Origin of the sequence: Tolypothrix campylonemoides VB511288_2, from assembly GCF_045999855.1 — a bacterium.
Lineage (GTDB): Bacteria > Cyanobacteriota > Cyanobacteriia > Cyanobacteriales > Nostocaceae > Scytonema > Scytonema bouteillei_A.
The window spans coordinates 430195-447539 of record NZ_JBFPMW010000006.1 but is presented as its reverse complement, the minus strand read 5'-3'; the positions used below and the strand labels follow the sequence as shown (position 1 = coordinate 447539).

Sequence of the window (17345 nt, the reverse complement as noted above, 5' to 3'; positions counted from 1 at the left end):
GAGTTTTTGGTGGATACCCTACGTATATATTGGAAATAAGATTGCTATATGCTGATAGGATTTTTAGCTCTAGATTCTTTTCTTATTATTTTTTTGTTTTTTGGATTGGTATTGTTTTTAGGTTATTTATTAAAAATTATCCAATAATCGAAGAAATAAAAGAACAAACAAAACTTTAACTGTCTTTGGGAGATTCAGGAAATGATTAATTCAACAACATCGAATACAGCTTTTGTAAGTCAAAGTAAAACAATTTATGGTGAAGATCTTATACGTTATTATCTTCAGGAAATTGGACGCGTACCTCTATTGACTCAAGAGCAAGAAATTTCTTTATCTACAGAAATTCAGTTAATGATGAACTTTTTAGATGTTAAGGAAAAGCTGGCTGTTAAATTAGAAAATGAACCTACATTGGAAGAATGGGCTGCTGAAATGAACCTACAGCCAAAAATAGTGCTTGACGTGCTTCATAAAGGACACAAAGCCAAGCAGAAAATGATTCAGGCTAATCTCCGACTAGTGGTTGCGATCGCAAAGAGATATCAAAGACGCAATATGGAGTTGCTGGATTTAATTCAAGAAGGTACTTTAGGGCTAGAGCGAGGAATTGAAAAATTTGACTTCACTAAAGGTTACAAGCTTTCTACCTATGTTTATTGGTGGATTCGTCAGGGAATTACACGAGCGATCGCACAACAGGGACGTACAATCCGATTACCAGTTCACGTTGTTGAAAAGCTGAACAAAATGAAGAAAGTTCAACGAGAATTATCTCAAACGCTAGGTCGAGTTCCTACAACTGTAGAAATTGCCAAAGCCCTTTCTTTAACTCCAAGCCAAATTCGGGATGTTATGCAATTTTCTCGCAGACCTATTTCCCTAGAGTTACGAGTAGGACCGGAACGAGACACAGAATTACAAGAAATTTTAGAGGATGAAGCTCATTCTCCCTTTAACTATGCTGTAGAAAAATCTCTCCAGCAAGATCTTCACAGCTTATTGTCAAATTTATCTTCTCAACAAAGAGAAGTCATCTGTTTGCGCTTTGGTTTTACAGACGGTCATGAATTTTCTTTAGCAGAAATTGGTCAGCGTATGGGTATTAGTCGAGAACGAGTACGGCAAATAGAGATGCAAGCTTTGAATATCTTACGCGGTCATCAAGATAAAATAAGGGGTTACTTAGTTAGTTAAAGCTCGGCAAACTCTCATTATACTATTAAATTTCTTCAACTTTCCTTAAAAAAGTACGTGTAGATACAAGTTTTTTCAAGTGTATTCTTGTGGGTTTGATCCCCCCTAACCCCCCTTAAAAAAGGGGGAATTAGAATCAATTTATCCTATTTTTGACTAACTGATTAATCCTAACTTTCTCGCTGCAATTTCAATTTGAATCCGGAGTTCTTTATCTGGATCGTCGTAAACACCCAGCGCATCTTGGAGCCTGATCCAGTAATTCCGAACAGTGCGTTCGCTGACCTGCATCTGCTTGGCGATCGCCTTATCGGTTAGTCCCTCCTGAAACTTCAACGTCAAAACTCTCAGCCACCTGCGGTCAAATTCAGAACGAGAACGTAACTCAGGAGGTAAGTAGATAGAACCTCGGAGAGCAAAATCAAGCAATCGCAGCATCTCCCGGATGGGTAGAGACTTATCCATTGCAGCAAAGCCACCTTCGTAAGCATTAATCATCGGCTTTAGCTGTATGAGAGGTTTAATGTTAGTACTGAGCACCAGAATATTGGGAGCTAACTGACTCTCAATTAAGCGTTTAAGAAATTCCATTCCTACTTCCGGGGTGGCAGACCCGCAAGGCTTTTCTGGTAAACTTAAATCAATTACGACTAGTGTGGGATGATAATATTCTATCTGAGTTTGAGCAGTTTGCACATCCTGTGCTGTAATAATTTGAGCCATCGGGTAGTTTTGCTTTAGAGCAGGAACCGTACCCTCCAAGATTGTCTCGTGGTCGTCAATTATTAAGAATTTTTGTTGATTAGATTGGGGGTGCTTGATGTCATTTGTCATTGGTCAGTTGTAAGAGTGTTGCATCCATTAACATTCGGTAATACATTTGTGTTTATTCCTGTTTATTACTAACTTCTTTATTTATTTTTTACCTATTTTCTAGCTTATACCAGGCAAGATAAAGCTTTTTAGCATAAATTTAAAAATTAGCAATCGAGGACCAGTAATAAATAACTAGCGATCGGTAACCAGTTATTCTCGTATCCAGGCTCAGTTTGGGAATGCATAGATCGAGGCTCCGCCTCGACTTTAATGCAGTTGACCGGACTGGGCTAACAATGCTCGCCCTATCTGATATCTTGCACCTACACCCTATAAGGGTGAGGCTATACAAATGAAGCCTGCCTACGCAGGCTATAAATTCTAATTTTTCGTGTTATTGATAAAAATATATGTTTATTAAAAATACAAAAATCTAGTATTAATACTTTGGTGCAAGATATGAACTACTTTACCTTTTTTATACTTAGCAGTGAAATTTTTGCATCAGAACTGCCTTAACTTAGATGGAGGCGGAACCTCTAGTAAGGCATTCCCAGGCGGAGCCTGGGAACGAGGGATAAGTCTAAATTGCAGAGGATGGAGAAATAATTTCCAAACCGTATTTAGGAGCCGTTAGCATTAATTTCTTAACGTCTGCGGGAGTTACAGCTGGGGGTGTAAGATTTTGCCCCGATACAGGAACACCCACTTCCATAAAGAATTCTTCCAATCCAGCTGGTGTTAACCAACACAAGAACTTAGCAGGTTTTGTACTTATGTTGCGGAAACTATGGGGCTGTCCTTTAGCAGTATGGAGGAAAGTTCCGGGTGTAGCTACAATTGTTTGTTCTCCTAGTTGGAATTCCATTTCACCTTCTTGAATGTAAAAAGCTTCATTTTCATGGGTGTGAACGTGTGGTGGAACTCCATTGTTAGGTTGCATGACAATCTCAATGAGTGCATAAGCTTTACCTGTATCTTCGCCCTTAGCTTTAAAGGTGTACAAGTCCCCAAGTACCCAGGAAGCAGAGCCTTCACTTGGTTTCATTAATAGGTTATCAGAAATAATCGTCATGGTTATTTTAGGGTGTGAGTTGTGAACAAAGGCAAAAGTACAGAGACAAAAGGTAGAAAGTTCTTCACGAACTATATATCTTTTGCCGTCTGCCTTTCTTGATAAGACATTAATAATACTGGTGGATCATAGTGACTGGAACGCAAGCCCCACTACTACAATCTTGGACATTTAATGAGCCATTATAATTTTCCTGAATCTGAAACGAATCAGGGTTGTAATTATAATTAGGAGTCCAAGTTCCTGGATAAACAGGTTGGCTACCAGACAAGATAAACCCATTTCCATTTGGGGTAAGAGTCATAGATTCTCGAGCAATGATTCGCCTTCCATTGGGAAGAACAGCATTAACTGTCATGGTGCCATAGTTGCCATTCATATGAAGCCAAGCATTTTGAGGGACTCCGTCAAAGCGCCAAAATAACCTCCAATTGCCATTAAGTGCATTATTCGCTACTCCAGGAACAACGCTAAAATTGTGAGGTTGTTCAGCCATGACTGATTTGTTCCAAGTTGCAACAGGAATAATTGCTAAAGAGGTTGTCGCTAAAGCTGTTAGACTCAATCTTTTTAGTCTTTGCATAATTTGTTTAAAATTTTTCATCTTTGTACTCCACAGTTTTTACTATGATTAACAATGAGTCGTAAAAATGATAAAAGCTTACAAAAGATTGAAAATTTATGAATTAAAAACTATTCTTAAACCTTTTTAAGCTAATTCTTACTTATCTCATTGGCTAATTTAAATATAGGTAATTAATGTCAAGAAAATGTAAATATTTGAAATGTATAATAGCTATATTTTTTCTTGCCCACCTACTTATATTACCTTGGATGTGTAGAGGCGGAGCCTCTACTAAAGCATTCCCAGGCGGAGCCACCGGAACGAGGGGAGGTTGGGGGTGCGGGGAGGTTGAGGCGGAGATAACTTAACTTGCGTCAGGTAAATACAGTAATTCTTCTCGTGCATCATACTCGAAGAGTTTTGCATAACGTCCCCAATCAACTGCAGTCGCAAATTGTCGCTCGGTTTCTTCACGCGGATAGTATTCATCTAGAAAATCTAAGAAGAAATCGGCTGACATTGTCTTATTCTGTTTTTCTTGCAGTGTCTTTACTATACTGACAATCATTGGTACGTTTGCGATCGCTTGTTGCTGAAACAGTTCTTTGCTCCAGAGAATTGTTGCTGTGGCAAAGTCTCGTCCAATTTCTGTGAGTTGGATGTCTCCTTGAACAACTTCGGCAAAACCTAGTAATTCTGCTGCGTCTAAAATTGGTAGTAAGTCATCAACGTTGAGTTGCAATCGTTCTGCTAGGCGTGATATGTCATCTCGTCCGTGTGGCTGTTCTAATATGAGTTCTACTAAACCACTGATACCACCAACTCTTGCATGGGGTAACGGTTGTGCATAAGGAGAACGTGTTTGATTTTTGAATATAGAGTTTGTTGTATCGACTTCTCCAGTGACTTCAACATCTGGATTAGTCATGACAGTATATATATAGTCTACTAGTGCTTTAAAGCGGGGATGGGTGCGCTGGTGCGGTCTGGGTAAATTGATAGTAACTTCACCTCGAATATGACCTGGTTTGGCTCCTAGAATAATGACTCTATCGGCTAACTGTACAGCTTCTTCGATATTATGGGTCACAATCAAGATACTTTTAGATGGAAATAGATTTGCATTCCATAAATCATCGATTTCTCCGCGTAGGTTTTCTGCGGTTAATACATCAAGAGCGCTAAAGGGTTCGTCCATAAATAAGACTTTTGGCTCTATGACAAAAGCTCTGGCAAACCCTACTCTTTGTTTCATTCCTCCAGATAACTCTTTTGGATAAGCATTTTCAAAGCCGTCTAAACCGACTAAATTTATTGCTTGAAAGGAACGTTCTTGACGTTCTTTCCGACTTACACCTCGTGCTTGAAGCCCCACTTCTACATTTTCTAATACTGTTAGCCAAGGTAGCAGGGCAAAACTTTGAAAAACCATTGCGACTTCTTGATTGGAACCACGCAAAGGTTTACCACTACTGAATACGCACCCTTCGCTTGGTGGAATTAAACCAGCCATGATACGTAATAAGGTGCTTTTTCCACTACCACTTCGCCCTAATAATGCGACGACTTCACCTGCTTTAATTGTTAAGTTAATGTTGCGAAGAACTGTAAACTCACTTTTGCTTTCTGGGAGAGAAAAAGTTTTACTGACTTGTTCGACGGCAATCAGAATGCTATCTATTTGTTGTGCGATCGCCATTTTTCTATCTCCTTTAAAGATGATATTTGTTTTCTGCAAGTTGGTACAAGCGTCTCCAAACCAGTTGATTCATCCCAATAACGTACAAACTCATCATCCCAACTCCCAAAGTGATGCGAGACCAATCTCCCACGGTTGTTGCTTGGGCAATATATGCGCCCAATCCACGGGCGGTGAGAGTTGTTTGTCCCCAAGAAACAACTTCAGAAACAATGCTGGCATTCCAAGCACCCCCTACAGCTGTAATACCACCTGTGATCCATGCAGAAAAAATACTGGGAAGGATTAATTTACGCCACAGTAACCCATTGCGTAATCCCACATCTGATGCCATTTCTCTCAAATCTGTTGGGACGCTCATTGCTCCTGCGATCGCATTAAATAAGATATACCATTGTGCTCCCAGGGACATTAATAAAATGCTCCCCCAATCCAAGCTAATATTGGCGCGAATGAAGAAAAGCGTAGCAAAGGGAAAGATAAAGTTTGCAGGAAAAGATGCCAAAAACTGGACGACTGGTTGCAATAAATTTGCTAATTTGGGGTTAAAGCCAATAGCGACACCAACAGGTGTCCAAATTAACGTTCCTATAACTAGGACTATTAATACTCTTCCAAGAGTTAAGAGTCCGAGTAAAAAGGTCTTAAAGACTTCGCTTAGCCCAACGGTTGCAAGAATAAAATGTACTCCAGCAACTAATAAAGCTCCAACCAGTAGCAGTAATATTAAATTGTAGATGCGATCGCTCCACTGTTGCCCAGTCGTCTCGCGGGGTTGAAACGATCTAGGCGGTGTCAGAAAAGACATAAAGCGGTTAAAAATTTCTCCTATGGGAGCAAAAATCTGACGCATCAGACGCAACAATCGAGCAGCTTTGAGTAGATCCAGCAGCCAAGACTCAGTACCAGTAGTTGTCACACTTTGTTCCAATCGAAACTTCTGTGCCCAAGCATTTAGAGGACTCCAGAACAAGCGATCGACCAACACAATGACCACAATAATAGTTAGGAGCGCCCAACCCAAAGCGGATAAATCCTTAGCAGCCACTGCTGCTGCTACATAAGAGCCAATCCCAGGTAACGTATATTTTTGATTCAGTACGCTGATATTTTCGCTAACAGCAACAAAAAACCAGCCACCCCCAAAGCTCATCATCGCATTCCAAAGCAGAGCGATGGTAGCATTTGGTAACTCCAGTTGAGTAAACCGTTGCCAACCTGTAAATTGATAGAGAGTAGCAGCCTCATCTAGCTCGTGAGGAACCATTTTTAAAGACTGGTAAAACGAGAACGTCATGTTCCATGCTTGACTTGTGAAGATAGCAAAAATACATGCAGCCTCTAAACCTAAAAGACTACCGGGAAACAAAGCAATAAACCCTGTTACCGTAACAGAAAGAAATCCCAATACTGGAACAGATTGTAAAATATCCAGTAACGGTACCATGATGCGTTCGGCATAGCGGTTGCGAGCCGCAACATAACCGTAGACTAAAGCAAATATCGTCGAACAGAACAAGGCAATAAACATCCGTAACGTTGAACGTCCGGCATAATAAGGCAAGTAGTGTGGATCGAGACTGATGCTCGGGACTGTATTAGGCGGTACAAAAGGTACAAACGTTCCTTGACTTATATAAGCAATAACACCCAATAAAACTAAAGTACCAAGAGTAACCGCAACGTCGGACAAACCACAAGAGAAACGTTGAAGCGTTTCAGGAGATGGAAAAGTTTTTTGTAACATAGGAAAACGGTCACCGATTACTAATTTGGCTAGCGACTAAAAAACTCTAATCGACCAAAACCTAAAAACTGTCCGTGGGCTTTATTTCCTTGAGGAAACGCTTCAATACCAAATAAATAGGTTCCGCTTTCAGAAGGATTTTGCAAAGGTTGCACGCCAATTGTTACACTTGAGCCAGGATTTACTGGAGACGCAAAAATAATAGAAATTGTTTGTGTCTTTTTATCATAAGTGACTTGTTCGAGTGATAAACGTTGTTGATGATTGTCATTTTGGAAAGCTACAACGTTTTTTAGATTAAATTGAATGTTAACTTCTCCTTTTTTCTGAGTAAGATTGATTTTCTTTAATGGTTCGTCAGCGATGTCAGGTATATTAACATTAAAGAAATAAGTTGCATCTTTGCTATTAACCGTATTATCACTGGTTTCCACTTTTCCCAAGCTAGGAGGTTCATTAAAATAAACAGTTCCGTCATCTAATTGAACTGCTTTGCCTGTAGGAACTAGTATTAAACTAGTTCCTAGAATAATAATTAAAGTATATGTAAGCGATCCTATATTTCTAATAATTTTCATTTTCAACCTCGGAAATTGATGACTGAATTTTTCAATGAACGGGCGCGAAGAATGCCCATCTTACAATAAGTCAATTTCTGCAATATGCAAGCAAGTCATGTTATTATCTACACACTAGATAAGATCGCTAAGTCAACAGTAAAATTAACGCGCAGATTTCGATAACTGATACTATGACTCACGTTTGGCTGGTAACTGCCAAATTTCTTCTAAAGCTTCGATTTGCTCGAAGTGTGTTGATGCGGGCATTTGTTGTTCTTCTGTCAGTTCCCAAATTTGTTCTAAGGTCTTTATGTGCTGAAATCGTATTAAACTTTGGTAATTTCTATACCAAAACCCGATGCAGATAAGACTCAAACATGACAGAAATAGAAAAATAAGGTTAAGATTGCTATTCATTCGATAAATTATGTTATTGGAGTTTTACACGTAAATGCATTCTTGTGAAATTATTGATTTTTCAGTTCAATAATTGCGTAGTAAGCAAATGGTAAATTTCCAAGATTCATGAAATGTTATCTTTACCAATTTCCAGTGTTGAATAGCTAAACTCTAACTGTTTCCAAAGATTTTTAATTTGTTGGTACGCTTCTTGAGAAGATATTTTTCCAGCAGTCTCTAAATTGGAAATATAACTAACTTTTGTTGTAAATTCTTGTAAATTGGCGTTAAATACTAGAGCTTGCGGTGTGAATTTACCATGATAGCGAAATTGAGGATAAAGAAGGTTTTGTTTATCTTGCTGTTTCATATCTCCTCCTTTGAGTTGTTAGCTGTCATTTTTCGTTATCTCTAGTTTTGTTCATACCTGAAAGAAATGGGGTTAAGATGAGCAAGTTATGGGAAAAGTTAAGGACAACTTAGAAGTTTAAGATTTACAGCGGATTTCAACTTGGTGAGGTACAAAAATTACCCCCTCTGTCTCCCCCTAGTAAGGTTACGATGGTGTACAGATTTCTAGAAAAGAGATGAAACATCGTCAAAAGAGAGAATTGGAATGAAGTTCCCCCCTTTTTTAAGGGGGGTTAGGGGGGATCGAAACCGCAATGAATGCACTCTGTAAGACTTCGTACACCACCGTAGCTTGGTAAGGGGGGATGAAAGGGTGTACCTCATTCAGATGCAAAGCGCTGTAAATACTCTGGAGCAGGCAATACTAGCCTTGACCGGGCTAGCATTGCCTACCCATTTGAACTTTGGATACGATCGCCAAAATCCTCCTATGCATCAGCCTTTTAAGCAATAGGATTGTGGATGAGATATCCCGTGTTTGGCCAGGTTTTGCCTGTATAGCTGCGAATTATATTTGCAAAGGCTGAATGAAATTTGACATCAAGAGCAGAAACAATTGCTACGTATTTTCTCACCTAACATTTAGGATTGCTATAGTTCAAAAATTAAATAGAATGGGCTTATCTTATCTTTCCTCATTCTTGACTTTCAACATTTAAATTTTAAGTACAACTTCATAAGATTTGATGCAAGTATTAGCTGAGCAAATCTAACCCAATCATTTCAAACTTTAAAGGAGAATGCTATGAAACAGATACTAAAAGGCGCGATCGCTGCTGGAATTTTTGGTTTGGAAATTGTTGGAGCAACAACGATTCCAACGGGTGCGGCTGGTGCTAATGAACTTCCCCCGCAACAAATTGAGTTTGCTCCAGGAACTACCTCAACATTTATTCAATCTAGTATGCCTGCCTGCGGTCAACGTACATATATATTAAGAGCTAGAGCGGGACAGTTTATGTCAGTGAATGTCAACTCGACTCCCTCTCGAGATACTCTAACAGTGTATGGGCTTGATGGAACTCTATTAAGTAACGGAAGCAAAACTGGTAGCAATATTTATTACGGACATTTGCCAATGTCAGAGAACTACAAGCTTGTTATCGATAACCCGTCATCGCAATGGACTAGATACAACATGACGGTTGCTATTAAGTAGTCTCTTTTCCTAAAAAAAGAGCTAAGAGATCGCGTTGCAGGGGTACTATAGATACACCCCTGCAAGCTTTTAATCAATTGCCACTAGATCTTTTAACGCTTCTACTGTACGTTTGCCTAAATGCCATGTTTGTATTTCTCCATTGTTAAACATCAATCGCATCTGAAGATTGTGGTTTGGTAATTGAGCGATGTCATTCGAGAGTTGAGAAATATCAAACTGACTGAATCCCCCACTAGCAGTTGATGGAGGTATATAAACAGGATCTTCATCGCCCCAAAAAGGGTTATCCCAAAAATTATCAGCCCAAAGAGCATCAAAGGATTCGTAATACCCAGGTCTGGTGATTTTTGTGTGAGCGCTATCTGCTTTCACAAGTTGATTGATGGTTAGCAAGGGCTGATTATTATCCATAAGCGTTATTCCAGTTAAATAAGCACTTGGATTTGCAATGTATTTATCGTGTAAGGCATAATTGATAGTAACTTGTATGTCATTGTTGATAGGGTTTTTACTCCAAAGAGTAAAGACACCAACAGATGAATCGCCACTGGTAAAATCTTTGTCTTTAACAGCATAAACTGAGCCAGTAGTAAATAATTTACTATATGGAGCCTTTGCAAAGGAAGTAGCTTGTACTGGAACTTCTGCTGCTATAGTCAAACGTGGACCTAATGCTAGGCTACAGGATAGGAACAAGCTACTAGTAATAATTAGTTTCGATATTTGTTTTGTAAAAACCATAGTTAGAAAACTCCTTTCACTGATTAAATGGCTAATTATGTAACGTAGGGTAGCAAGATCTTGCGCTCCTACGGTGTGCTTTATCTTTCTCTTTAAGTATCTTTGCTTTTTTAGTGTTGTGGAGTGAAGATTGATAACTTAGAAAAAAGTTAGAGATTTTTTAATTTACTTTGTTAAAAGCAAACTATGAATTAAAACTATAAGTACAATGAGAGAGATCGCTGTATAAAGTGAATCTTTTTGTTTCCAGAATGCAAAGACCGAAAAGCCCACTCGTATTACGGGAGTGAAAATCAGCAATAGAATGCCCAGTTGAATAATTCCTTGTCCTCGCAATACTAAAACATCGTGTAAAATTCCTGGAAACTGGCGTAAATCAGCTGGTTCTCCATAGAAAATGTGGTCTTTAGGTATGCCAGTACCATTAAGAACTAAGTAAATTACTCCTCCTATTATGATGATTGTTGCTGCTAAAGTAACTCCTACAAATAAAAGGTTGCTAACCTTAATTTCAATTTGTGAATCTGTCCAGTTAGAATATAATTGCTGTGAGAGTATTTTTTTGGAGGAGGAACGGCGTAAATACTTTGTAAATTGAGCCATACTAAAGATCTCCCGTAAATCCTTTGTAAATCATCTGAACGCCAATTGTTAGAATGAGTATGCTAAAGATTGCATGAAGCATTTTTGTGTTGAGTTTTACTAATAATCTGGCTCCGTACCAGGCTCCTAGCAAAACCCCCAAGACAACAGGCATACATAATTCAGGATCGATATATCCCCTACTAAAGTAAATTCCAGCACTAGCTGCTGCAGTCACTCCAATCATGAAGTTACTAGTTGTAGTAGAAACTTTGAACGGCAATTGCATCACTCGATCCATTGCAAGCACCTTAAGTGCGCCAGAACCAATGCCGAGTAATCCAGAAGTTATACCTGCAACTATCATGAGGAGAAAACCTCCAAGAACGTTCTGAACACAATATGCTTCATCTCCATCTAGTGTGGGATAACTACCATTAAGTTTCAAACGTGTTGCTAGAGGATTTGTGGGGAAACTGATTGCGTGCTTTAAGTGAGGTTGGTTGGCAAGATAATTTGAAATTAGCAACATGGCTCCAAATACAATTGCAATAATTCTTGTAGGTGCGATCGCTGCAACTGATGCGCCAAAAACTGCTCCAAAAGTGGTTGCTATTTCTAACAACATTCCAAGGCGAATATTTGTGTAGCCTTGACGAACATAGGCGATCGCAGCTCCAGAAGAAGTAGCAATGACAGAAACCAAAGAAGCTCCAATGGCATAGCGGATATCAACGCCAAATCCTAAAGTCAGCATTGGTACCAAAATGACTCCTCCCCCCAACCCACTTAAAGAACCTAACAATCCAGCTAGTATGGAGCAGATACCTACTACTAAAGTGAATTCAAGATTGTTCATAAATGAAGCCAACATGATGGTCGCTTTTCATGTGTTCAATCGTCTGTTAAATTGCGACATGGTTCCAGGCAAGATAGCCCACTTAGTAATAAGTTAGAGATTGAGGCAAAGTATGTATCGTGAATTTATAAAATTGAGGCAATAGCTGTGAAATATATGTCTGGAGCAAAGGCAATTGGTTTTTTAAATAATAGACTCAAATTAATTATTTCCATTGCAGTTGCCCTGTTAGTTTATATACTTGTACTGAAAATTATTCTACGACCAGCAACATCAATACTAATAGCTTGGAACTCAGGAGCAATTTGTTTTCTCATTTTAATATTTTTAATGATACTCCAAGCCACTCCGGAAAGAATGCGTCTTTTAGCTAAGCGTCAGTATCAAAAGCGATGGGCTTTGATGACATTTGTTATATGTTCAGCTTGTAGCAGCTTATTAGCTATTATTTATATGCTTGCAGACACGAAAGGGTTGTCAGAGTTTTTCAAGACTCTACACGTTATATTGGCAGGAGTAACAGTCATCAGTTCCTGGGTATTAATACATACTACCTTTGCTTTGCGATACGCGCATATGTACTACTACGGCCATGAAAATAGTACGAATCTTAGCAATCAAGCAATTACCAGTTTAGATTTTCCTGACGAAGAACAACCAGATTACTGGGACTTTTTATATTTTTCCTTTGTTATTGGCATGACTTGTCAGGTTTCCGATGTTCCTGTACGCTCGCGCAGTATGAGACGTTTGACTCTCGTACACAGTATATTAACGTTTTTTTTCAACACGATTATTTTGGCGCTGAGTATTAATATAATAGCAGGGCTTATATAGTGGTCCCCCTTTGGTGTGAGGTACATATTCAAGACTAGTAACCTTGCGGTACACGGATTTAGGTGTACCGCAAGGTTACTTAGGAAACGCTATATAGCCGACTAATAAGTTACTTATCTGTTTCTTGCCTTTATACCTGTAATAATTGATTCTTGCCTTAAGTTTTGGCTTTTTCAAGACTTACAGCTTATATACTCTTTCAACAAGTATGTCTGAAAAAAAGAATCTGTTGGGATTTACGTGTTAGCACCGATCTCTTTTTTCATATCCTGTCACTAACTTTAAAGGAACATACGGGAACAACTAGGAGAAGAAGCAATGATTGTATCAGTACAAAATCATGTTCAAACACATAAAAATGTTACAAAACTATACAATCACTCTGAAGCTTCCGTAGCTCCAGAGCCTATTGAATTTAGCGGGACTAACGACATCAGTGAGATTTATCAAACTACTGGATTTTTTTTCTTAGTCTTTCTATTAATTAACTATTTTATTGCTAAATACTTGTACAGAAAGCAATGCGAACAGTAAACGACAGATGGGACAGTTACGAGTTAAAAACCTTTCAATGAAAAACTCTCCAATTTGTGAGTGAGACGCTGCTCAGAAGATGTCTCTCGAAATATCAGATTTTATGCACGAGCCCCCTAGGATATGTTTTCAAAGTTTGAGTCCTCCATTTCCCTTCATCAAGGATACCGTTCAAAAGTCGGATTTACCTCCCTTAATCACCCTGATGTATTAGGGGTCACAAGAAGTTAAGCTACTTCCCCTTTCACGGGTGGAGGGTTAGGGTAGGGTAAACTTGAGGTTACAACTTCCTTGAGGAAACTATTTCAGAGGTTTGTAAAACCTAGCCTTAAAAAGGGGAGAAATATTCTCAAAATCCTCTTTTTTAAGGGGAGTGTGGAGCGAGTGTGAATTTAGGGGCCGTGCGAAACTTTGATACATCACTAAAAATTTTACAAATATCTTCATAGATCTGTAAAATCGGTAGATTTGAATTCATACTGTCACGCTTTACCAGTTAAAATCAGCCAAAATAAACCTTGGAAAGAATTTTGAGGTAAGGTCCGTTTTGGCTTCATCGAACTCACGTTAAGTTAAGATCTGTTGCAAAAGGTTGGTTAGTAACAGCTTCAAACCAAAGCGCTCGGGTTTCAGTCCTAGCTTATCCAAAAAACTCAACAAAACTCAACTTGATTTTTCTATTTATTTATGCAAAAGTCTTGTTTAGTAAAATACGGTTTGTCAGTAGAGATATAGTAATTAACTTTTATCTCACCCAGATCGTTAATATAAGTGCTTTAGCTAATTAAGCTCCTATTCATTGATATTGAGGAGTGAATTGTCATGATTCCTTTACAACAGAGCCGCTTTCGGTACAGCAGCTTGTTATTTGCAATTTTTTGCATTAGCTTTATGGCATCTGGTTGCACCCAAACGGCTGTGAATGGTGCCGATCGCTCGGCCAATTCTTCTACCAAACCCGTTAGCACTCAAACTCAAGAAAAAAATAACGTGATTCGGTTGGGCTATCAAAAAGGAGGCATTATCCCGATCGCGCGTCAGCGTGGAGAATTAGAACGCGAGTTAGGATCTCAAAATATCAAGGTTGAATGGAGCGGTCCATTTGACCGATGTGCTACACTTCTCCAATCTCTCAATGGTAATCGGGCTGACATTGGTGGCTGTGGTGATATCCCTTCTATTTCTGGAATTGCTGCCAAACAACCGCTTTGTATTGGCTCTGTACAGAGGCCCAAACTCGATGCTTTAAGCAATGCCATCCTAGTCCGTGGAAATTCATCTATCCGCAAACCTGCTGATTTGATTGGTAAAAAAGTAGCAGTGAATCAAGGAGGTGCGGGTGAGTATTTGTTATTAAAAGTTTTGGAAAAAGAGAACATACCTAAAGAAAAAGTACAGCGCGTTTACTTGTCACCTAATGATGCTGCACCAGCTCTCTACCAAAGCTCTGTTGATGCTTGGGCTGTGTGGGAACCCTATGTTTCCATTGCAGAACTAGAGCATAGCGCAAGAAGAATTACTACAACGCATCCAGCTCCTACCTACGGCATTATGGTTGTGCGGAGCGGAGCCGTTAGTGAAAATCCAACTGCTGTCAAAGCTGCTCTGATTGCTTTAAGTAAAGATGGTGAGTGGTTGAATCAAAACACCACAGCTGCAGCCGATTTTATGGTCAAAGAACTGAAAGTCTCAAAGGCTGTAGCCAAGCAAGCAACTAAGAATCGAGGTCCGGAATCATACACTTTTCCCACTCCGGAAGATATAGCCAATCTTCAAAAAACTGCTGATTGGTTATTAGAGCAAAAGATTATTCCCCAACGAGTCGATATTTCTGCTGCGGTGTGTCCGCTTGGTACTTAATTGCGTAAGTTTGCCACAGATCCTCACTACTGCTCAAATCTTTAGGGGCAGAATTTATCAGCTTGTCTCTATATTTTAAGGAAGAATAAACGTGTCTTACCAGCAAAGGCTCTTTTCGAGCGCAGTGTTAATGTTAACTCTCAGTTGCTATGTAACGTTGGCGATCGCATTTAGTACTCGTAGCAATTCTCAAAATGCCGCGCCTGCTAATTTAGCAAATGTAACGCTGCGTGTTGCTAAGTACAAAGGTGGTTGGGATCTCCAGCTTAAACTAGCTGGGCTAGATAAGTTTCCCTATCAAGTTAAGTACTCAGAGTTTACAGGTGGAAATTTAATGGTACAAGCAATTAACGCAAATGCTATTGATATTGCATCCGCCAGTGAAATTCCACCTATTTTTGCAGCGAACTCCCAAGCGTCAGTAAAAATAATTGCAACCACCAAAGGACCAACTGTAGGTCAAGTTGTGTTAGTGCCAAAAAACTCTAGGGCAAAGACAATCGCCGATCTTAAAGGCAAAAAAGTGGGTTATGTCAAAGCGACAACCGCTCATTATTTTCTAATTCGGATGTTGGAACAAGTCGGTTTGACAATTAAGGATGTCAATGCCATTCCTTTGTCTATCCCCGACGGGCTTTCTGCCTTTAGAAAGGGAGATCTTGATGCTTGGGCAACTTACGGTTACTCAATCCCACAAGCTCAGAAAGATGGTGCTAGGGTTCTCAAGTCAGCTAAAGACATTTTAAGCGGTAACTTCGTTATTATAGCAGCACCCAGTGCCATCGCCGATCCAAATAAGAAGGCAGCAATTTCCGACTTTCTATGTCGAATTAAAAAATCTCAAGTTTGGCGCGACTCCAATATTAGGGCTTGGTCCAAAAACTATGCTTCTGCCATTAATGTTGATGAAAATATTGTCTACCAGGATGCCCAGGAAGGATTGCAACAGCGCCGCTTTCAGTTGTTACCTATCTCAAAAAGCGCGATCGCATCCCAGCAAAAGGTTGCAGACACTTTTTACAAAGCTAGTGTTATCCCATCAAAGGTTGATGTACAACCTTTATGGGATAATACTTTTAACGAGGCAATCTCCAAGTGCAACTAAACTAGTTGCCGTTAAATATAGTACATGGGCACTCTTCTCAGAATTTCTTGTCGGTGATACAGGTCTGAGAGTGTATACTTCTGAAAAGTCGAAAAAGCAGCTTGATACATTTCAACCCGTAAATTTTGTATCAAAATTTTCTCTATTGTTTTAGATGAAGTAGATTTTGGTGGTACAAGAGTTTTTGATTCTTCAATACAATTAAAAACATCCAAAATTGTAATATCTTCAGGTTCTCGCGCTAAAAAATAGCCGCCCTGCGAGCCACGTATGCTTTTGATTAAACCACCACGTTTTAAAGTTGTTAACAGTGATTCCAAATTGCGATTGCCTAAACCTTGTAGTGCTTCTATCTCGTGCGTTTGCAATGGTTCGCTGCTGCCATGATTTTTTGTCAGTGCTAATAAAGCTAGTATTGAATATTTAAATTTGTTAGTTAGCTGCATTGCCATAATAAAAGTTTTCCCTTATGTTTAGTCGCGAATTATATGAACTACAACTTATAGATTGACAAAAAAATGTTTATATGAATTCCAATCTATTTTCCATCCAGATATATTAGAATCAATTGCTTTGCTCGGTTCAATATAGCAGTCCTAAATGAAATATAAGAATAAGAGTGAAGACTGTTAATGGCTAATTGCCTATTGACCATTAGCAATTAGCAATCCAAATTTTTTACAAATGATTTAGGATTGCTATATGTCTATTTCCTATATTCCATATCAATTATCTGTAGTCTTCTTAAGACTACAAATAAAAAGTGAGGAACTGGTGAGGTATTTGTAAAGATAGGTAAAAGCGTTGTTAATCGCTTGGGGTATCTAACAATTTAATTTTCTTAAGAAAACCTTTTTTTTAGATATTCAATAATATATTACTATAAATTGATAGAATTACAGTAGTTTTTACAAAAATATCGTATAATATAGAGGAGTGTAAGCAATCAACTTCTACCACCTGTACCTCCAGTCAGAATTCATCGTTCGATCGCTCAGTTAGCCATTTAATTACCTACTCAGTGAAGACAGCATCACTCAAAGTAGGATCTCGAAATACGACTACTGAAGATATTTTAACGCTCCCAATATCCAAAACTCATAAATTGCTTGTTGCTCCAAGTTAAAGGATTGTATCAACACCTGTCTTGAGACGATCGCACCCGCGTTTTCATCTGAATTGTCAGCAACCATAGA

General features: G+C 38.9%; 21 protein-coding genes. 8 read left to right on the top strand and 13 right to left on the bottom strand.

The genetic code is table 11. The features are described 5' to 3' along the window. The first annotated feature begins 201 nt into the window (after positions 1–201). Positions 202–1197: an RNA polymerase sigma factor, RpoD/SigA family gene (locus AB0756_RS21015; RefSeq protein WP_038074378.1), complete on the top strand. Its 996-nt coding sequence runs from the start codon at positions 202–204 to the stop codon at positions 1195–1197. 156 nt (positions 1198–1353) lie between these two features. Here the strand turns inward: AB0756_RS21015 and AB0756_RS21010 are convergent, their stop codons facing one another. From AB0756_RS21010 to AB0756_RS20975, 8 genes are all read right to left on the bottom strand, one after another. After that, positions 1354–2031 carry a DNA-binding response regulator gene (locus tag AB0756_RS21010; RefSeq protein WP_038074376.1) on the bottom strand — a complete coding sequence of 226 codons (678 nt, stop codon included), beginning with the start codon at positions 2029–2031 and terminating at the stop codon, positions 1354–1356. Between the two features lie 565 nt (positions 2032–2596). Further along, entirely contained in the window at positions 2597–3088 is a 492-nt protein-coding gene (locus AB0756_RS21005) for a quercetin 2,3-dioxygenase (RefSeq protein WP_038074374.1), read from the bottom strand. A gap of 109 nt (positions 3089–3197) precedes the next feature. Next, the gene (locus AB0756_RS21000; RefSeq protein ID WP_038074372.1) at positions 3198–3692 is read right to left on the bottom strand and encodes a hypothetical protein; all 495 of its coding nucleotides are present in this window, start codon (positions 3690–3692) and stop codon (positions 3198–3200) included. Between the two features lie 325 nt (positions 3693–4017). Further along, entirely contained in the window at positions 4018–5352 is a 1335-nt protein-coding gene (locus AB0756_RS20995; protein ID WP_038074442.1) for an ABC transporter ATP-binding protein, read from the bottom strand. A gap of 13 nt (positions 5353–5365) precedes the next feature. Then, entirely contained in the window at positions 5366–7099 is a 1734-nt protein-coding gene (locus AB0756_RS20990; protein WP_038074370.1) for an ABC transporter permease, read from the bottom strand. A gap of 29 nt (positions 7100–7128) precedes the next feature. Further along, positions 7129–7677 (bottom strand): DUF2808 domain-containing protein, encoded by a 549-nt coding sequence (locus AB0756_RS20985; protein WP_038074368.1) that lies wholly within the window; start codon positions 7675–7677, stop codon positions 7129–7131. 171 nt (positions 7678–7848) lie between these two features. Further along, positions 7849–8076: a hypothetical protein gene (locus tag AB0756_RS20980; RefSeq protein ID WP_038074366.1), complete on the bottom strand. Its 228-nt coding sequence runs from the start codon at positions 8074–8076 to the stop codon at positions 7849–7851. 106 nt (positions 8077–8182) lie between these two features. Beyond that, positions 8183–8428 (bottom strand): DUF7219 family protein, encoded by a 246-nt coding sequence (locus AB0756_RS20975; protein ID WP_038074363.1) that lies wholly within the window; start codon positions 8426–8428, stop codon positions 8183–8185. A gap of 369 nt (positions 8429–8797) precedes the next feature. Between AB0756_RS20975 and AB0756_RS20970 the strand changes: the two genes are divergently transcribed. Next, the gene (locus AB0756_RS20970) at positions 8798–8923 is read left to right on the top strand and encodes a hypothetical protein (protein ID WP_408019754.1); all 126 of its coding nucleotides are present in this window, start codon (positions 8798–8800) and stop codon (positions 8921–8923) included. Between the two features lie 291 nt (positions 8924–9214). Further along, positions 9215–9628 carry a hypothetical protein gene (locus AB0756_RS20965; protein WP_038074361.1) on the top strand — a complete coding sequence of 138 codons (414 nt, stop codon included), beginning with the start codon at positions 9215–9217 and terminating at the stop codon, positions 9626–9628. Between the two features lie 69 nt (positions 9629–9697). Here AB0756_RS20965 and AB0756_RS20960 read toward each other — a convergent pair whose 3' ends face one another. The 3 genes from AB0756_RS20960 to AB0756_RS20950 all read right to left on the bottom strand — a co-directional run bounded on the left by AB0756_RS20960 (position 9698) and on the right by AB0756_RS20950 (position 11813). Then, positions 9698–10372 (bottom strand): hypothetical protein, encoded by a 675-nt coding sequence (locus AB0756_RS20960; protein ID WP_050046628.1) that lies wholly within the window; start codon positions 10370–10372, stop codon positions 9698–9700. 165 nt (positions 10373–10537) lie between these two features. After that, complete coding sequence (locus AB0756_RS20955; RefSeq protein WP_050046627.1) at positions 10538–10975, bottom strand: DUF1634 domain-containing protein; 438 nt, start codon at positions 10973–10975, stop codon at positions 10538–10540. 1 nt (position 10976) lies between these two features. Then, on the bottom strand, positions 10977–11813 hold the full coding sequence (locus AB0756_RS20950) for a sulfite exporter TauE/SafE family protein (RefSeq protein ID WP_050046899.1): 837 nt from the start codon (positions 11811–11813) through the stop codon (positions 10977–10979). Positions 11814–11969: 156 nt separating this feature from the next. Here AB0756_RS20950 and AB0756_RS20945 point away from each other — a divergent pair, with 156 nt between their 5' ends. The 5 genes from AB0756_RS20945 (at position 11970) to AB0756_RS20925 (ending at position 16149) form a co-directional block, all read left to right on the top strand. Next, positions 11970–12650: a DUF1345 domain-containing protein gene (locus AB0756_RS20945; protein ID WP_063779563.1), complete on the top strand. Its 681-nt coding sequence runs from the start codon at positions 11970–11972 to the stop codon at positions 12648–12650. 117 nt (positions 12651–12767) lie between these two features. Further along, positions 12768–12866, top strand: a complete 99-nt coding sequence (locus tag AB0756_RS20940; protein ID WP_137986623.1) for a hypothetical protein — start codon at positions 12768–12770, stop codon at positions 12864–12866. 102 nt (positions 12867–12968) lie between these two features. After that, positions 12969–13184 carry a hypothetical protein gene (locus tag AB0756_RS20935; protein ID WP_050046626.1) on the top strand — a complete coding sequence of 72 codons (216 nt, stop codon included), beginning with the start codon at positions 12969–12971 and terminating at the stop codon, positions 13182–13184. An 822-nt stretch (positions 13185–14006) separates the two neighbouring features. Further along, the gene (locus AB0756_RS20930) at positions 14007–15044 is read left to right on the top strand and encodes an aliphatic sulfonate ABC transporter substrate-binding protein (protein ID WP_038074354.1); all 1038 of its coding nucleotides are present in this window, start codon (positions 14007–14009) and stop codon (positions 15042–15044) included. Between the two features lie 91 nt (positions 15045–15135). Then, positions 15136–16149 carry an ABC transporter substrate-binding protein gene (locus AB0756_RS20925; protein WP_237265984.1) on the top strand — a complete coding sequence of 338 codons (1014 nt, stop codon included), beginning with the start codon at positions 15136–15138 and terminating at the stop codon, positions 16147–16149. Between the two features lie 11 nt (positions 16150–16160). Here the strand turns inward: AB0756_RS20925 and AB0756_RS20920 are convergent, their stop codons facing one another. Both AB0756_RS20920 and AB0756_RS20915 read right to left on the bottom strand, forming a co-directional pair. Continuing rightward, positions 16161–16601, bottom strand: coding sequence for an RrF2 family transcriptional regulator (locus AB0756_RS20920; RefSeq protein WP_237265985.1), 441 nt, complete (start codon positions 16599–16601; stop codon positions 16161–16163). 609 nt (positions 16602–17210) lie between these two features. Continuing rightward, a complete protein-coding gene (locus tag AB0756_RS20915) occupies positions 17211–17342 on the bottom strand; it encodes a hypothetical protein (protein WP_272899976.1) in 132 nt (43 codons plus the stop codon). Positions 17343–17345: the final 3 nt, after the last annotated feature.

What these genes read in the sequence shown, in the direction of transcription:
- AB0756_RS21015 (WP_038074378.1), top strand. Translation starts at nt 202, where the DNA reads ATGATTAATTCAACAACATCGAATACAGCTTTTGTAAGTCAAAGTAAA.
- AB0756_RS21010 (WP_038074376.1), bottom strand. Translation starts at nt 2,031, where the DNA reads ATGACAAATGACATCAAGCACCCCCAATCTAATCAACAAAAATTCTTA.
- AB0756_RS21005 (WP_038074374.1), bottom strand. Translation starts at nt 3,088, where the DNA reads ATGACGATTATTTCTGATAACCTATTAATGAAACCAAGTGAAGGCTCT.
- AB0756_RS21000 (WP_038074372.1), bottom strand. Translation starts at nt 3,692, where the DNA reads ATGAAAAATTTTAAACAAATTATGCAAAGACTAAAAAGATTGAGTCTA.
- AB0756_RS20995 (WP_038074442.1), bottom strand. Translation starts at nt 5,352, where the DNA reads ATGGCGATCGCACAACAAATAGATAGCATTCTGATTGCCGTCGAACAA.
- AB0756_RS20990 (WP_038074370.1), bottom strand. Translation starts at nt 7,099, where the DNA reads ATGTTACAAAAAACTTTTCCATCTCCTGAAACGCTTCAACGTTTCTCT.
- AB0756_RS20985 (WP_038074368.1), bottom strand. Translation starts at nt 7,677, where the DNA reads ATGAAAATTATTAGAAATATAGGATCGCTTACATATACTTTAATTATT.
- AB0756_RS20980 (WP_038074366.1), bottom strand. Translation starts at nt 8,076, where the DNA reads ATGAATAGCAATCTTAACCTTATTTTTCTATTTCTGTCATGTTTGAGT.
- AB0756_RS20975 (WP_038074363.1), bottom strand. Translation starts at nt 8,428, where the DNA reads ATGAAACAGCAAGATAAACAAAACCTTCTTTATCCTCAATTTCGCTAT.
- AB0756_RS20970 (WP_408019754.1), top strand. Translation starts at nt 8,798, where the DNA reads ATGCAAAGCGCTGTAAATACTCTGGAGCAGGCAATACTAGCCTTGACC.
- AB0756_RS20965 (WP_038074361.1), top strand. Translation starts at nt 9,215, where the DNA reads ATGAAACAGATACTAAAAGGCGCGATCGCTGCTGGAATTTTTGGTTTG.
- AB0756_RS20960 (WP_050046628.1), bottom strand. Translation starts at nt 10,372, where the DNA reads ATGGTTTTTACAAAACAAATATCGAAACTAATTATTACTAGTAGCTTG.
- AB0756_RS20955 (WP_050046627.1), bottom strand. Translation starts at nt 10,975, where the DNA reads ATGGCTCAATTTACAAAGTATTTACGCCGTTCCTCCTCCAAAAAAATA.
- AB0756_RS20950 (WP_050046899.1), bottom strand. Translation starts at nt 11,813, where the DNA reads ATGAACAATCTTGAATTCACTTTAGTAGTAGGTATCTGCTCCATACTA.
- AB0756_RS20945 (WP_063779563.1), top strand. Translation starts at nt 11,970, where the DNA reads ATGTCTGGAGCAAAGGCAATTGGTTTTTTAAATAATAGACTCAAATTA.
- AB0756_RS20935 (WP_050046626.1), top strand. Translation starts at nt 12,969, where the DNA reads ATGATTGTATCAGTACAAAATCATGTTCAAACACATAAAAATGTTACA.
- AB0756_RS20930 (WP_038074354.1), top strand. Translation starts at nt 14,007, where the DNA reads ATGATTCCTTTACAACAGAGCCGCTTTCGGTACAGCAGCTTGTTATTT.
- AB0756_RS20920 (WP_237265985.1), bottom strand. Translation starts at nt 16,601, where the DNA reads ATGGCAATGCAGCTAACTAACAAATTTAAATATTCAATACTAGCTTTA.
- AB0756_RS20915 (WP_272899976.1), bottom strand. Translation starts at nt 17,342, where the DNA reads ATGGTTGCTGACAATTCAGATGAAAACGCGGGTGCGATCGTCTCAAGA.